Source organism: Paenisporosarcina quisquiliarum, assembly GCF_027563315.1.
GTDB lineage: Bacteria > Bacillota > Bacilli > Bacillales_A > Planococcaceae > Paenisporosarcina > Paenisporosarcina quisquiliarum.
This window is the reverse complement of record NZ_JAMKBJ010000008.1, coordinates 93,975-108,773: the sequence shown is the minus strand read 5'-3', so window position 1 is coordinate 108,773 and position 14,799 is coordinate 93,975. Positions and strand designations below refer to the sequence as shown.

Genomic DNA, 14,799 nt, shown 5'->3' with positions numbered 1-14,799 from the left:
AGGATTGTTATATATTGCCTTATTCGGCTGAACCGACTGGCACTTCGTCCGTCATTGGCAGGATGTTGAGAGCATCAGCTGGTTGAAGATCGTCTTCTTCATCCAAATCACGCAATTCAATTTCTTGGTCGTTGATTGTCATCATCTTAACGTCCATACCTAAGCTTTGAAGTTCTTTAATTAATACTTTGAATGATTCTGGAACACCTGGTTCCGGAACGCTTTCACCTTTAACGATGGCTTCGTATGTTTTCACACGACCTACCACGTCATCGGATTTCACTGTCAAGATTTCTTGAAGTGTGTAAGCAGCACCGTATGCTTCAAGTGCCCAAACCTCCATCTCACCGAAACGCTGTCCACCGAATTGTGCTTTACCACCAAGCGGTTGTTGCGTAACAAGAGAGTAAGGTCCAGTTGAACGTGCATGCAATTTATCGTCAACCATGTGGGCTAACTTAATCATGTACATGATTCCGACAGAAACACGGTTGTCGAATGGCTCACCTGAGCGGCCATCATACAATGTTGTTTTACCGTCACGGTTCATACCAGCTTCTTCCATCGTATCCCAAACGTCTGCTTCATTGGCTCCATCAAATACTGGTGAAGCCATATGAATGCCAAGTGTACGTGAAGCCATACCTAAGTGAAGCTCCAATACCTGACCGATGTTCATACGAGATGGAACCCCTAGAGGGTTAAGCATGATATCAACTGGTGTACCGTCTGGAAGGAATGGCATGTCTTCTTCTGGAAGGATACGCGAGATAACACCTTTGTTACCATGACGTCCAGCCATTTTATCCCCTACAGAGATTTTACGTTTTTGAACGATGTATGCACGAACGAGTTGATTCACACCTGGTGGAAGCTCGTCGCCATCTTCACGGTTGAACACTTTAACATCCAGGATAATTCCGCCTGCACCATGAGGTACACGTAGAGAAGTATCACGGACTTCACGTGCTTTTTCACCGAAGATTGCATGTAATAAACGTTCTTCAGCTGTTAACTCAGTAACCCCTTTAGGTGTTACTTTACCTACTAAGATATCGCCATCGCGAACTTCCGCACCTACACGAATGATTCCACGGTCATCTAAATTACGAAGCGCTTCTTCACCCACGTTTGGAATGTCACGTGTGATTTCTTCAGGTCCGAGTTTTGTATCACGTGATTCTGACTCGTATTCCTCGATATGCACAGAAGTGTACACATCGTCTTTTACAAGACGTTCACTCATGATAACAGCATCTTCATAGTTGAAGCCGTCCCATGTCATGAAAGCAACAAGCACGTTACGTCCAAGTGCCATCTCACCACGTTCCATAGAAGGACCATCAGCAAGAATATCAAGTGGTTTTACGCGATCGCCAACTTTAACGATTGGGCGTTGGTTATAACTCGTCCCTTGGTTAGAACGAATGAATTTTTGTAATTTATATTTCGTTAAATCGCCTTTAACTTCTTTGCCGTCGATTTCTTCAATACGACGAACTCGAATTTCTTTCGCTTCTACATGCTCAACGATACCGTCAAACTTAGCGATAACCGCAGCACCCGAGTCACGCGCATTCACATGTTCCATCCCTGTTCCTACGAAAGGAGCTTCAGGATTTAACAATGGAACGGCTTGACGTTGCATGTTCGCACCCATTAGGGCACGGTTGGAGTCATCGTTCTCTAAGAACGGGATACACGCTGTCGCAGCAGAAACAACTTGTTTAGGCGATACATCCATATAATCGATTGATGAACGTTTGAATACCGTGTTATCTCCACGGAAACGACCTACAACTTCTTCATCCACAAATTCACCAGTGTCAGAAAGACGTGCATTAGCTTGTGCCACTACATAGTTGTCTTCTTCATCAGCTGTTAAATAGTCGATACGAGTTGTTACAAGGCCTGTCTCAGGATCTACGCGACGGTAAGGTGTTTCAATAAATCCGAATTTGTTCACTTTCGCAAAACTTGAAAGTGAGTTGATTAACCCGATGTTTGGTCCCTCAGGCGTTTCAATCGGACACATACGACCATAGTGGGAGTAATGAACGTCACGTACTTCAAAGCCAGCACGTTCACGTGTTAAACCACCGGGTCCTAATGCCGATAGACGGCGTTTGTGCGTCAATTCAGCAAGCGGATTCGTTTGATCCATGAATTGAGACAACTGAGAACTACCAAAGAACTCTTTAATTGATGCAATAACCGGACGGATATTAATCAATTGTTGTGGAACTATAGATTGTGTGTCGTTAATTGACATACGCTCACGTACCACACGTTCCATACGGGAAAGACCAATACGGAATTGGTTTTGTAATAACTCTCCTACTGAACGTAAACGACGGTTACCTAGATGATCGATGTCATCCGTGTTTCCAACGTTGTAAAGTAGGCCAAAGAAGTAACTAACAGAAGAAATAATATCAGCAGGTGTGATGTTTTTGATTGCATCTTCAATATAAGCATTGCTGATAACATTGATTTCTTGTTGCGCTTCGTTGTTTGGTGCATAAATTTTTATTGATTGCAACGTGATATCGCCATCTAAAACGCCACCGACTTGAGAAATTGTTTGGAATCCGATTCCATTCTCAAGATGTGGGATTAAACGATCAAGTAAACGACGGTCAATCACTGCACCTTGTTCAGCTAGAATTTCACCAGTTTCTGGATCAACTAGTGTTTCAGCAATTGTTTGATTGAACAAACGGTTTTTGATGTGCAGTTTTTTATTCATTTTGTAGCGACCTACATTTGCTAAGTCATAGCGTTTTGGGTCGAAGAAACGTGAGTACAACAGGCTCTTCGCGCTTTCAACTGTTGGCGGCTCGCCTGGACGAAGACGCTCATAAATTTCAAGCAACGCTTTATCTGTGCTCTCCGTGTTATCTTTTTCTAAAGTATTACGAAGGTATTCGTTATCGCCGATCAGGTCGATAATTTCTTGATCAGAACCGAAGCCAAGTGCACGCAGAAGTACCGTTACTGGTAATTTACGTGTGCGATCGATACGTACATATACTACGTCTTTCGCGTCAATTTCGTATTCCAACCATGCGCCACGGTTAGGAATAACCGTTGCACCGAAACCTTTTTTACCGTTTTTATCTGTCTTATCATGGAAGTAAACACTTGGTGAACGTACTAACTGAGATACGATTACGCGCTCAGCGCCGTTGATGACGAAAGTACCTGTCTCTGTCATGAGTGGGAAATCACCCATAAACACATCTTGTTCTTTCACTTCATCTGTTTCCTTGTTATGAAGACGTACTTTTACGCGAAGTGGTGCAGCGTATGTTACGTCACGTTCTTTCGACTCATCGACAGGATACTTAGGTTCCCCTAATGTATAATCGATGAATTCTAGTGAAAGGTTGCCTGTGAAGTCTGCAATTGGAGAAATGTCTCGGAACATTTCACGCAAACCTTCTTCCAGGAACCATTCATAAGATGCTGTTTGAATTTCAATTAAATTCGGAAGTTCCAGCACCTCATTAATACGCGCAAAACTTCTGCGCTGGCGGTGTTGTCCGTACTGAACTAGTTGACCTGCCAACTCATTCACCCCTCAATAAAGCAATATTAGGACTTTTCGACGCACCATATTTAGTGTATGATGTCGAAAAGACAAAAAGAAAACGAGTTCTATAAGAGCTCATTTTCGGTTAACTAAATTTATTCATGGTAAGTATACCCACTAAGAAAATATCTTTATACAAAAGGGCATACGACCGCAAAATAATATTTTTGCATTTTATTATAATATCATAGCGATTTTGTCAAGTCAATAATCATTTGACTTTTTCAGCTTTAATGATCCAGTAACCTCTTACCTTGTCGATCACTTCAACTTGACCGAAAATTTCTTCTAATCGATCGAAAGTTGACGGAGCTCCTTGTTTCTTCTGAATGACAACCCACAACTCTCCACCCACACGCAATTTCGTATAGGCATCTACATAGAAACGAAAAATCGTTTGTTTACCAGCTCGGATCGGCGGGTTTGTTAATATTGTAGCAAAGTCAGTTTCCGTAACGTCGGTTAACCCGTCACTTTCATAGATTCGTACATTTTGTACCCCGTTGACTTCCGCATTTTTTCGCGAAAGTTGAACTGCACGCTCGTTAATGTCCACCAGATGAATCGTACGGTCTGCCTCAGTTTTAGCGATGGATAAACCAATTGGTCCATACCCACACCCCACATCAAGCACAGGCCCTTCAGTAGCAGGCATTTTAAACGAATCAATCAAAACACGGGACCCAAAATCTACTTCGCTTTTACTGAAAACACCCGTATCCGTTTCAAAATGAAACAGCTCACCACGCAGTTTAAAACTCCATGATTTAGGCTTACTTTCAGTTTGAGGTTTTTTTGAATAATAATGATCAGCCATTCGGGCACCCTCCAACCTGATGATGAAATGAAGAAAAAGCCCGCCGTTAACTGACGAGCTTTCCATTACTTATTAAAAGAAATTATTTAACTTCTACTGAAGCGCCAACTTCTTCAAGTTTAGCTTTGATTTCTTCTGCTTCTTCTTTAGTTACGCCTTCTTTAAGAGCTTTAGGAGCGTTGTCTACAACTTCTTTAGCTTCTTTAAGACCTAATCCAGTGATTTCACGAACCACTTTGATTACTTTGATTTTTTGATCTCCTGCAGAGTTAAGCATTACATCAAATTCAGTTTTTTCTTCTTCAGCAGCAGCACCGCCACCAGCAGCCATAGCCATTGGTGCAGCAGCTGTAACGCCGAATTCTTCTTCGATTGCTTTTACTAAGTCGTTTAATTCAAGAACTGTCATACCTTTGATTGCTTCAAGGATTTGAGTGTTGTTCATTGTATGTTCCTCCTAATAGGAATATTTTTTTGTTTGGGTTATACCCGGTTTTAAACAGCTAAGCCGTGTAACGAATTACGCGCCTTGCTCTTCTTTTTGTTCTGCAACAGCTTTTGTGACAACTGCGAAGTTGCGCATTGGAGCTTGTAGAACGCTGAGTAGCATTGACAACAAACCTTCGCGAGAAGGAAGTTCTGCAAGTGCTTTGATATCTTCAGCAGTTGCGATTGTACCTTCAATCACACCAGCTTTGATTTCAAGATGTTCGTTCTTTTTAGCGAAATCGTTAAGGATTTTCGCTGGCGCTACTACGTCTTCTGTTGAGAACGCAATTGCGTTTGGACCTGTAAGACTTTCGTTCAAGCCTTCAAGACCAGCAACTTCAACTGCACGGCGAGTCATTGTGTTTTTGTACACTTTGAATTCAACGCCAGCTTCACGAAGTTGTTTACGAAGTTCAGTTACTTGAGAAACACTCAAGCCACGGTAGTCAACTACTACTGCAGTTGCTGCTGTTTGGAACTTTTCAGTAATTTCTTCAACACGAACTTTTTTAGCTTCGATTGCTCTGCTCATCTGGACACCTCCTAATAGAATGAGTCATTTATACCGCCAAAAGAAAAGCCCCTGGATCTATATAGACACAGGGGCTGAAACGTCATCTTTAAAAGAATCTGAATGCATGTCCTCGGTAGGATCATTATGCGACAAGTCGCCCCTACTGTCTACGGTACAAATAATTTATTTACAACAAAAGTCATCTTAACAGATAAACTTTTAACTGTCAACCTTATTTGTTAACTTTTACGCTAGAAGAATCCACTTTTACAGATGGACCCATTGTAGTTGTAACGTTAACTGATTTCATGTAAGTTCCTTTAGCTGCCGCAGGCTTAGCTTTTTGAACTACATCGAATACTGCTAAGAAGTTTTCAACTAACTTGTTGTCGTCGAAAGAAACTTTACCGATTGGTGCGTGGATGATACCAGCTTTGTCAGCACGGTATTCAACTTTACCAGCCTTGATTTCTTCGATTGCTTTAGTTACGTCGAATGTTACAGTACCAGTTTTAGGGTTTGGCATTAAGCCTTTTGGTCCTAATACGCGACCTAATTTACCAACTTCACCCATCATGTCAGGAGTAGCTACGATTACATCGAAGTCAAACCATCCTTGTTGGATTTTAGTGATGAACTCTGAATCGCCAACAAAGTCAGCGCCAGCAGCTTCTGCTTCTTTTAATTTTTCGCCTTTAGCGAAAACTAATACACGTTGAGTTTTACCAGTTCCGTTTGGAAGTACTACTGCTCCACGGATTTGTTGGTCATTTTTACGTGTGTCGATTCCTAATTTGAATGCCACTTCAACTGTTGCGTCAAAGTTAACAGTGCTCGTTTTTTTAGCAAGTTCGATTGCCTCTTGAGCTGCGTACAATTTAGTACGGTCTACCAATTTCGCTGCATCTTGCAACTTTTTACCTTTTTTAGCCATTGTAAAATGTCCTCCTTGATTGTGGTTTTAGCGGAATAAACCTCCCACGAATAAGGGTTGCGTGTCTTGTAGACATCCGCAACCCCCCAAAAACTAATGCATCATCAAGTGCAGGGATTAGTCTTCGATGACAATACCCATGCTGCGCGCAGTACCTTCAACCATCAACATAGCTGCTTCAACTGATGCTGCGTTTAGGTCTGGCATTTTTTGTTCAGCGATTTCGCGAACTTTATCACGCTTCACCGTAGCAACTTTTTTGCGGTTTGGTTCACCAGAACCTGACTGGATACCAGCCGCCACTTTAAGTAATACTGCTGCAGGTGGAGTTTTTGTAATGAATGTAAATGAACGGTCTTCAAATACAGAAATTTCAACAGGGATAATTAGTCCAGCTTGATCTGCCGTACGTGCGTTGAATTCTTTACAGAATCCCATGATATTAACACCTGCTTGACCCAATGCTGGACCAACCGGCGGTGCTGGATTTGCTTTACCAGCAGGAATTTGTAATTTTACTACTTTAACAACTTTTTTAGCCACGAGACACACCTCCTTAAGTCCGTGATGTGGTAATTGGGTTGCCCCTCCCACTCAATATCTGTCTGTCAGCTACTAGCTGAGCATAAGCTAAAATTTTCGCAGACTACACTATTTCAGTCTGACCTTTGAAATAATACCATTTTTCCAAAACTTAAGCAAGTAGCTTTTGGAAAAAGGTTGTAAGATTTAAATTTCGAATGGGTTTTTCCACTCTAAAGTTGCTTTGTTTAGTTAAGTGTCAGCGTGTATTTAAGCCATAGAGCTTGAGTGGCGCTTTTCACTATTCTACTATGTCTAGTTGCAAGCGCCAGCCTGCACCTAAGCTTCAGGCCTTCTCACGAAAGCAAGCTTTCGCGTCGGTCCTTCCAGCACCGGTGTCAGGCTTGAGTAGCGCTTTTCACTTTTCTAATTACATTTTAATAACTTGATCGTAGTCCAGTTCCATTTTTGTTTCGCGTCCAAACATATCAACAGAAACTTTCAACTTGCCTTTTGCATCATCAATCTCTTCCACTTTACCTTGGAAGTGTGCAAATGGTCCTTCAAGAACTTCAACCATTTCACCGACTGTGTATTGCGCTTCAAGTTTACGTTCAGTCATACCCATTTGTTTCAGGATGAATTCTACTTCTTCCGGCAATAATGGTGTCGGTTTTGCTCCACCACCTGAAGAACCGATAAATCCAGTAACACCTGGTGTATTACGCACGACATACCAAGAATCGTCCGTCATCACAAGTTCTACTAAAACATACCCAGGGAATGTTTTACGCATTACTGTGCGTTTTTTACCATCTTTAAAATCCGTTTCTTGTTCTTCCGGGATGATGACGCGGAAGATCAGATCGGACATACCCATTGTTTCAACACGCTTTTCAAGATTTGCTTTTACTTTGTTCTCGTATCCAGAATACGTGTGAACAACATACCAATTCTTTTCCATAAGTAGCAGGACTGTTCGTCCGTCCCTCCATTTCTTTAGACAAATGAAAAAACCCGTTCTCAGTTTCTGACGGGCTATTTTCCACAAGTGCTATCAGTTATCAAATTACAGTTTAAGGAACCAGCGAAACGCTTCTGAAATTCCTAAGTCAATGACTGCGAAAAACACTGCCATAATTACGACCGTTGAAAGTACAATGACTGTATAACGAGTCAGTTCCTTACGTTTAGGCCAGCTAACTTTTCTCATTTCCGAGACAACATTACCAAAGAAACCACTGATATTAGCCATTCTGATTTAACCCTCCGAGTAAAAATTATCTATATTTATATTTACAACGTTTGCTTATGAACCGTATGCGCTTTGCAATGGGAGCAATACTTTTTCAGTTCCAGACGTTCACTTGATCCTTCTTTCGAAGCAGGCACTGTATAGTTTCTTGAACCACATTGCACACAGCTTAAGACGACTTTATTAGCCATTTTATCACCTTTTAAGTCAGCATTTGTCTTTTTAAAGACTATCACCTACGGTTTAGACTGTCAACAAACGCCCGGGTGAAGATTTCAATGAACGCCACCGATTTCAATGTGCCGTTCCAGTTTCCTCTTCACGCGTTGCAGTGCATTATCAATGGATTTAACATGACGATTCAACTCTTCGGAAATTTCATGGTAAGACTGGCCATCCAGATACAAAGCCAGTACTTGCCGCTCCAATTCGCTAAGAATTTCGCTCATTTTTTCTTCCATGTAATCAAAATCTTCACGATGAATCATCAGTTCTTCAGGATCGTCGATGACGGAACCCGAAATCACGTCCATTAACGTACGGTCAGATTCTTCATCAAAAATCGGCTTGTCCAATGACACATATGAATTGAGCGGAATATGCTTTTGACGTGTTGCTGTTTTAATAGCGGTTATAATTTGACGCGTGATGCAAAGTTCTGCAAATGCACGAAACGATGAGAGTTTGTCCCCTCTAAAATCCCGAATCGCTTTATAGAGTCCGATCATTCCTTCTTGAATGATATCTTCTTTATCGGCACCGATTAAAAAGTAAGATCTCGCCTTCATACGCACAAAAGATCGATATTTTGTGATTAAAAAGTCCAACGCTTCGGAGTCGCCATTGTGTACCAATTCCACAAGTTCATCATCAAGTAAGTCCTCAAATTGGTGCAGCTTCACGTGTACATAGTCACTCTTCATCAACAGTATCACCTCGGCCGGTCTGCATAGTTTGACCCTAGTATACAGGATGTGGAAATCGAGCGTCAACGCCTCATTTCATCCCTCTGCGCCATTTTTCGAAAATTTCTGCCACTTCATTGGTGAGCTGAATTTTTGAAAACGGCCGTTGGTCCTGAATCGCCTTCACTTTCTTCGTGATATTGTCCTGCACTAACTCCATTTCAATTTCAAGTTCTCGTGCAGACTTCCTCAGTGCACCTTGCGCAAAGATTACCCATTGTTCTGTCAAATCAGATGTTGCTACGTGCACTTGATCACGTCTTGTCATTAGTTGAGAAGTTAATTTTTCAATGCGTTCATCCGCCGTTTCATTTTCACGGGTGAAAATGACTTCGACATCGTACTGCTTTTTCTTCTTTTCTATTCCAGGTACGAGATGCGCATCAAACACAACAATGACTTTCCATCCGGAATACGCTTTGTATTCCGCCATCATTTCAATCAGTCGATCTCTGGCATCAATAAGCTTGTCCGTTTTTAATGCACGCAATTCTTTCCATGCGCCGATAATGTTGTAGCCATCGACGAGTAAAATGTCCATCTCAATTAACCGGCTGGCGGTTGCGCAACACTTCGTACATTAGGATTGCGGCAGCAACAGAAGCATTTAGCGACGTTACATGACCAACCATCGGCATGTGATAAAGGAAGTCACACTTCTCTTTCAGCAAGCGGCTCATCCCTTTTCCTTCACTGCCTATTATGATTGCCAATGGTAATTTGGCATCCATGCGACGGTAGTCAGCCGATCCTTTGGCATCTGTCCCAGCTATCCAAACACCGCGTTTTTTCAAATCTTCAACAGTTTGCGCTAAATTGCCCACGCGCGCTACCGGCACATGTTCAATTGCCCCTGTAGACGTTTTCGCCACAACAGCAGTAAGACCAACCGCACGGCGCTTTGGAATGATGACGCCATGGACGCCGGTCGCATCCGCAGTACGTAAAATAGAACCCAGATTATGTGGATCTTCCAATTCATCTAAAATCAAAAATAACGGATCTTCATTGCGTGACGTAGCACGCTCGAAAAGTTCATCAATCTCCGCATAACGGTAAGCTGCAACTGATGCTGCTATCCCCTGGTGATTGGCTCCATCCGTCAATTGATCGACCTTGTTTTTCGGTACAAACTGGACGATGATGCCAGCTTCTTTCGCTAGTTGCAACAACTCGGCGATGCCGGCTTTTTTGACACCTTCCGCTACCCATACTTTATTCATATCCCGCCCAGATCGAAGGGCTTCCAATACTGGATTTTTTCCTGAGACGATTTCATTGTCTAGTTCAGTCACGATATCGATTCTCCTTTCGGTTCTTCTATAGTGGAAATTGCTTTTTCGATAATTTCCTTCACGCGTTCAAATTCTCCAGATAAATACAGACTTCCGAGAACCGCTTCAAACGCCGTACTATACTTGTACGTCTGTACATCTGTGTTTTTTGGAATGGTGCCAGACTTGGCATTACGACCGCGTCTGAGCACCGCTTCCTCATCTTCCGTCAAAAACTTTTCAGCCAGCAGTACACGTACTACGGATGCTTGAGCTTTTGCTGAAACATATTTTGTCGCTTCTTTATGCAACGTATTTGGTCTGACCCGTCCTGAACGAATCAAGTGTTCACGAACGGCTTGCTCGAGGACTGCATCCCCCATATACGCAAGGGCGAGTGAGTTTAATTGTTTTACATCTGCCGGTCGCAGTGAATATTCTCTGTTCATCCGCGCTTCCAACGGATACCTTGCGCCGTGTCTTCCAATAAAATATTCATTTCTTTCAATTGATCTCGAATCGCATCTGCACGAGCGAAATCTTTATCTTTACGAGCCTGGATTCTCTCAGCAATAAGAGCATCAATTTCTTCATCCAGTACTTCAGTTTGCACTTCCACTTCAATCCCTAACACAAGTGAAAGTTCTTTCAACGTTTCCATGAACGCCGTCAGTACAGCTGCTTCCGTATGTTTTTCAATCAAATACACATTGGCCAGACTTGCCAACTCGAATAAAGCAGCAATCCCGTTTGCCGTATTGAAATCATCGTCCATTGACGAAATGAATTGTGTGCGGACTTCTTCAATCTTGTTTAACCAGATATCCTGGTGGTCTCCAAGTTCAGGGGACGCTTCCAAACGATGCGCCAAATTCGCATAAGATGTTCGAATGCGCGCCAGACCATTTTCCGCATTTTCAACAAGCTCTTGCGAGAAATTGATTGGGTGACGGTAATGTACTGACAGCATAAAGAATCTCAATACTTGCGGATCGATTTGTTTACGAATGTCGTTCACCAATACAAAGTTACCAAGTGATTTCGACATTTTCTCATTATCTATATTGATATAGCCATTATGCATCCAGTAGCGAGCAAATTGTTTGCCTGTGTATGCTTCCGACTGCGCAATTTCGTTTTCATGATGCGGGAACGTCAGATCCTGGCCACCTGCATGAATGTCAATTGTGTCACCAAGGATTTCACGAGCCATTACCGAACATTCAATATGCCAACCCGGACGACCGTTGCCCCAAGGACTCTTCCAGAAAATTTCACCCGGCTTCGCATCTTTCCATAAGGCAAAATCGAGTGCATCTTCTTTCTTTTCGCCCGCTTCAATACGTGCACCAATTTTCAAATCATCGACCGATTGATGGGACAATTTTCCGTAACCATCAAACTTGCGCGTACGGTAGTAGACGTCACCTTGCGACTCGTAAGCATAACCTTTTTCAATCAGGACTTCGATAAATTCGATGATGGAGTCCATATGTTCTGTTACACGTGGATGAGCATCCGCTTTTTGGCAACCGAGTGCGGTCACATCTTCAAAGTAAGCAGCGATAAAACGCTCCGTCAATTCGGATACATCTTCTCCAAGCTCATTTGCAGTCTTGATGATTTTGTCGTCAACATCCGTAAAGTTGGAGACGAAATTAACTTCATATCCACGGAACTTCAAGTATCGACGCACCGTATCGTAGACGATGACAGGACGGGAATTCCCGATGTGGATGTAATTATAGACAGTCGGTCCACACACATACATTTTCACCTTGCCCTCTTCCAGTGGCACAAAGGGCTCTTTTTGTCTTGTCAACGTGTTGTAAATATGAATGCTCATTTATTTCGCTCCTTTTCGAGTTGTTCACTGACGACCGCCACTTGCTCTCGCAAGATAGCAATTTTCTCTTCCAGCATATTGCATTTATCCGCAACCGGATCCGGTAAATCTTGATGATTTAGGTCACGTTTCACTTTGACTCCATCTTGTATCACGACAGTTCCTGGAATACCTACTACCGTGGAATTCGGGGGAACATTTTTTAATACAACGGAGCCGGCACCGACTTTACTGTTTTCACCGATGGTAATTGACCCAAGTACTTTCGCTCCTGTGGCCACTAGTACGTTATCGTGTAACGTTGGGTGTCGCTTACCTCGTTCCTTCCCTGTACCTCCCAGTGTAACGCCTTGGAAAATCGTGACGTTGTTGCCGATTTCACACGTTTCTCCGATGACCACTCCCATACCATGGTCAATAAAAAAGCGACGGCCAATTTTGGCACCCGGATGAATTTCAATTCCGGTGAAAAAACGACTCATTTGTGACACGACTCTCGCCAGGAAAAAGAATTTTCGTTTAAAAAGGGCATGTGCTACACGGTGTGCCCAAACTGCATGCAATCCGGCATATGTCAGCACAACTTCCAGCACACGTCTTGCTGCTGGATCTTGTTCAAAGACGACTTCAACATCTTCTTTCATTAGACTGAACATTTTCTTTCCTCCTATTTTGATTATTTGCTTCGTTCGGTAGCATATTTGTGGCTTTGCGAAAACTCTAACGATTAATTCGGTGTATTTATCGTTTGCTTTCTGAGATAACTCCGTTTTTTGCCCAAAATAAAAAGCGCCCCTGTCATTGACTGACAGAGACGCTGTAATCGCGCGGTTCCACTCTGATTGGAAGGATGTTGTGCATTCCTTCCCACTTGGCGTCTTTTAACGTAGACGATACGGCTCGCTTACTAAACGTTTCAGCTGAGCGCTCAGAGGTGCATTTCCATAGTGCCTGAGCTCAGACCACTTTCAGCCGGTGGTGGTCCTCTCTAAAGAGCGTGCCTTATGTACTTCTCCTCATCAAAGCGTTTTAATGTTCTGGTTAAAGATAGCTTCATTTTCACACCATGATGCGTGAAAGTCAAACTTATTGTTTCGCGAATTTCTCAACACGTGCAAGTACTTTTTCTTTGCCGATTAACGCGATGGCATTCGGCAATTCCGGACCGTGTGTTTGACCAGTCGTCACAACACGGATTGGCATGAACAAGTTCTTACCTTTATGTCCAGTTTCTTTTTGCACAGCTTTAATCGCACCTTTAATAGCATCCGCTTCAAACACTTCCAGTTGCTCAAGTTGTGTTTTGAATGACGCCATAACTTCCGGCACTTGCTCACCAGCTAAAACAGCAGTCGCTTCTTCATCATATGCAAGTTCATCCTTAAAGAATAGGTCAGTTAGCTCAGTAATTTCAGCACCGAAGCTCATTTGTTCATGATAAAGCGCAATCACGCCAGTTGCCCATTGCTTTTCTTCTTCTGTCAATGTTTCAGGCAAACGACCTGCTTTTTGTAGATGAGGCAATGCAAGTTCAACTACTTCATCCAATGAAAGTTGCTTCAAGTATTGATTGTTCATCCAAGTCAATTTTTGCTTATCGAACATCGATGGTGATTTAGATAAACGATTGACGTCGAACTGGCGAATGAATTCTTCTTTCGTGAAGATTTCTTCTTCCCCTTCAGGAGACCAGCCAAGAAGCGCAAAGAAGTTGAACATTGCTTCTGGAATATACCCAAGATCTTTATACTGAGCAACGAATTGAATAATCGATTCGTCACGTTTTGAAAGTTTCTTACGGTTTTCGTTGATGATCAACGTCATATGACCATATTCAGGCGCTTTCCAGCCAAATGCGTCAAATACCATCATTTGTTTTGGTGTGTTAGATAAATGTTCTTCCCCACGGAATACATGAGAAATCTTCATGAAATAGTCATCCAACACGACTGCGTAGTTATAAGTCGGAATACCGTTTGCTTTTACAAGCACCCAGTCCCCAACGTCTTTTGATTCAAATGAAACTGAACCACGAACGAGGTCTTCAAATGTATACGTTACATCTGACGGGACACGCATACGAATCGTATGTGCAAGACCAGCCGCTTCTTTTTCCGCCACTTCTTCTTTTGTTAAGTTACGGCATGTACCTTTGTACATTGGTGCAGCGACACCTTTTGCTTTTTGCTCTTCACGCTCTGCTTCTAACTCTTCCGTTGTACAGAAACATTTATAAGCATGGCCATTTTCAAGCATTTCTTCTGCATGCTTTTGATAAATGTCCAGACGTTCCATTTGACGGTAAGGAGCATATGGTCCACCGATATCAACAGACTCATCATACTCGATGCCAAGCCATTTTAAGTTTTCCAGTTGCGATAATTCGCCACCTTCAATGTTACGTTCAATATCCGTATCTTCAATACGTACGATGAATTTGCCGCCATGGTGACGTGCAAATAAATAGTTGAATAAGGCAGTGCGGGCTCCACCAATATGTAAATTTCCTGTCGGGCTTGGTGCGTAGCGTACGCGAACTTCTTGTGTCATGTGTGTTTCCTCCTCGAATACGTGCTAAACTTTGTCCA

General features: G+C 42.6%; 16 protein-coding genes and 2 other annotated features. All 16 genes read right to left on the bottom strand.

Annotation, left to right across the window (positions count from 1 at the left end; translation table 11 throughout):
- Positions 1–19: 19 nt before the first annotated feature.
- The 16 genes from rpoB to gltX all read right to left on the bottom strand — a co-directional run bounded on the left by rpoB (position 20) and on the right by gltX (position 14,761).
- Complete coding sequence (gene rpoB, locus M9R32_RS10720; protein WP_269926742.1) at positions 20–3,571, bottom strand: DNA-directed RNA polymerase subunit beta; 3,552 nt, start codon at positions 3,569–3,571, stop codon at positions 20–22.
- Between the two features lie 235 nt (positions 3,572–3,806).
- Positions 3,807–4,412, bottom strand: coding sequence for a class I SAM-dependent methyltransferase (locus tag M9R32_RS10715; protein ID WP_269926741.1), 606 nt, complete (start codon positions 4,410–4,412; stop codon positions 3,807–3,809).
- An 82-nt stretch (positions 4,413–4,494) separates the two neighbouring features.
- A complete protein-coding gene (gene rplL, locus M9R32_RS10710; RefSeq protein ID WP_269926740.1) occupies positions 4,495–4,857 on the bottom strand; it encodes a 50S ribosomal protein L7/L12 in 363 nt (120 codons plus the stop codon).
- Positions 4,858–4,932: 75 nt separating this feature from the next.
- Positions 4,933–5,433 carry a 50S ribosomal protein L10 gene (gene rplJ, locus M9R32_RS10705; RefSeq protein ID WP_269926739.1) on the bottom strand — a complete coding sequence of 167 codons (501 nt, stop codon included), beginning with the start codon at positions 5,431–5,433 and terminating at the stop codon, positions 4,933–4,935.
- 33 nt (positions 5,434–5,466) lie between these two features.
- Positions 5,467–5,606 (bottom strand) — a sequence feature (ribosomal protein L10 leader region).
- A 41-nt stretch (positions 5,607–5,647) separates the two neighbouring features.
- A complete protein-coding gene (rplA, locus tag M9R32_RS10700; protein WP_269926738.1) occupies positions 5,648–6,349 on the bottom strand; it encodes a 50S ribosomal protein L1 in 702 nt (233 codons plus the stop codon).
- Between the two features lie 117 nt (positions 6,350–6,466).
- Entirely contained in the window at positions 6,467–6,892 is a 426-nt protein-coding gene (rplK, locus tag M9R32_RS10695) for a 50S ribosomal protein L11 (protein WP_016429869.1), read from the bottom strand.
- A gap of 409 nt (positions 6,893–7,301) precedes the next feature.
- Positions 7,302–7,835 carry a transcription termination/antitermination protein NusG gene (gene nusG, locus M9R32_RS10690; protein ID WP_269926737.1) on the bottom strand — a complete coding sequence of 178 codons (534 nt, stop codon included), beginning with the start codon at positions 7,833–7,835 and terminating at the stop codon, positions 7,302–7,304.
- Positions 7,836–7,940: 105 nt separating this feature from the next.
- Entirely contained in the window at positions 7,941–8,126 is a 186-nt protein-coding gene (secE, locus tag M9R32_RS10685) for a preprotein translocase subunit SecE (RefSeq protein WP_269926736.1), read from the bottom strand.
- A gap of 41 nt (positions 8,127–8,167) precedes the next feature.
- The gene (gene rpmG, locus M9R32_RS10680; RefSeq protein WP_081637847.1) at positions 8,168–8,317 is read right to left on the bottom strand and encodes a 50S ribosomal protein L33; all 150 of its coding nucleotides are present in this window, start codon (positions 8,315–8,317) and stop codon (positions 8,168–8,170) included.
- 84 nt (positions 8,318–8,401) lie between these two features.
- Positions 8,402–9,049 (bottom strand): RNA polymerase sporulation sigma factor SigH, encoded by a 648-nt coding sequence (gene sigH / locus M9R32_RS10675; protein WP_269926735.1) that lies wholly within the window; start codon positions 9,047–9,049, stop codon positions 8,402–8,404.
- A 73-nt stretch (positions 9,050–9,122) separates the two neighbouring features.
- A complete protein-coding gene (locus tag M9R32_RS10670) occupies positions 9,123–9,632 on the bottom strand; it encodes an NYN domain-containing protein (RefSeq protein WP_269926734.1) in 510 nt (169 codons plus the stop codon).
- A gap of 1 nt (position 9,633) precedes the next feature.
- Complete coding sequence (rlmB, locus tag M9R32_RS10665) at positions 9,634–10,386, bottom strand: 23S rRNA (guanosine(2251)-2'-O)-methyltransferase RlmB (RefSeq protein WP_269926733.1); 753 nt, start codon at positions 10,384–10,386, stop codon at positions 9,634–9,636.
- Entirely contained in the window at positions 10,383–10,814 is a 432-nt protein-coding gene (locus M9R32_RS10660) for a Mini-ribonuclease 3 (RefSeq protein WP_269926732.1), read from the bottom strand. The genes rlmB and M9R32_RS10660 overlap by 4 nt, the downstream gene beginning before the upstream one ends.
- Positions 10,811–12,211 (bottom strand): cysteine--tRNA ligase, encoded by a 1,401-nt coding sequence (gene cysS / locus M9R32_RS10655; RefSeq protein ID WP_269926731.1) that lies wholly within the window; start codon positions 12,209–12,211, stop codon positions 10,811–10,813. The genes M9R32_RS10660 and cysS overlap by 4 nt, the downstream gene beginning before the upstream one ends.
- The gene (gene cysE, locus M9R32_RS10650) at positions 12,208–12,867 is read right to left on the bottom strand and encodes a serine O-acetyltransferase (RefSeq protein WP_269926730.1); all 660 of its coding nucleotides are present in this window, start codon (positions 12,865–12,867) and stop codon (positions 12,208–12,210) included. Before cysE ends, cysS begins: the two co-directional genes overlap by 4 nt.
- 151 nt (positions 12,868–13,018) lie before the next feature.
- Positions 13,019–13,243, bottom strand: a binding site (T-box leader).
- A 54-nt stretch (positions 13,244–13,297) separates the two neighbouring features.
- Positions 13,298–14,761, bottom strand: a complete 1,464-nt coding sequence (gene gltX, locus M9R32_RS10645; RefSeq protein ID WP_269926729.1) for a glutamate--tRNA ligase — start codon at positions 14,759–14,761, stop codon at positions 13,298–13,300.
- Positions 14,762–14,799: the final 38 nt, after the last annotated feature.

Coding starts and splice junctions, on each gene's coding strand:
- M9R32_RS10715 (WP_269926741.1), bottom strand. CDS start 4,412: ATGGCTGATCATTATTATTCAAAAAAACCTCAAACTGAAAGTAAGCCT.
- rplL (WP_269926740.1), bottom strand. CDS start 4,857: ATGAACAACACTCAAATCCTTGAAGCAATCAAAGGTATGACAGTTCTT.
- rplJ (WP_269926739.1), bottom strand. CDS start 5,433: ATGAGCAGAGCAATCGAAGCTAAAAAAGTTCGTGTTGAAGAAATTACT.
- rplA (WP_269926738.1), bottom strand. CDS start 6,349: ATGGCTAAAAAAGGTAAAAAGTTGCAAGATGCAGCGAAATTGGTAGAC.
- nusG (WP_269926737.1), bottom strand. CDS start 7,835: ATGGAAAAGAATTGGTATGTTGTTCACACGTATTCTGGATACGAGAAC.
- secE (WP_269926736.1), bottom strand. CDS start 8,126: ATGGCTAATATCAGTGGTTTCTTTGGTAATGTTGTCTCGGAAATGAGA.
- rpmG (WP_081637847.1), bottom strand. CDS start 8,317: ATGGCTAATAAAGTCGTCTTAAGCTGTGTGCAATGTGGTTCAAGAAAC.
- sigH (WP_269926735.1), bottom strand. CDS start 9,049: ATGAAGAGTGACTATGTACACGTGAAGCTGCACCAATTTGAGGACTTA.
- M9R32_RS10670 (WP_269926734.1), bottom strand. CDS start 9,632: ATGGACATTTTACTCGTCGATGGCTACAACATTATCGGCGCATGGAAA.
- M9R32_RS10660 (WP_269926732.1), bottom strand. CDS start 10,814: ATGAACAGAGAATATTCACTGCGACCGGCAGATGTAAAACAATTAAAC.
- cysS (WP_269926731.1), bottom strand. CDS start 12,211: ATGAGCATTCATATTTACAACACGTTGACAAGACAAAAAGAGCCCTTT.
- cysE (WP_269926730.1), bottom strand. CDS start 12,867: ATGTTCAGTCTAATGAAAGAAGATGTTGAAGTCGTCTTTGAACAAGAT.
- gltX (WP_269926729.1), bottom strand. CDS start 14,761: ATGACACAAGAAGTTCGCGTACGCTACGCACCAAGCCCGACAGGAAAT.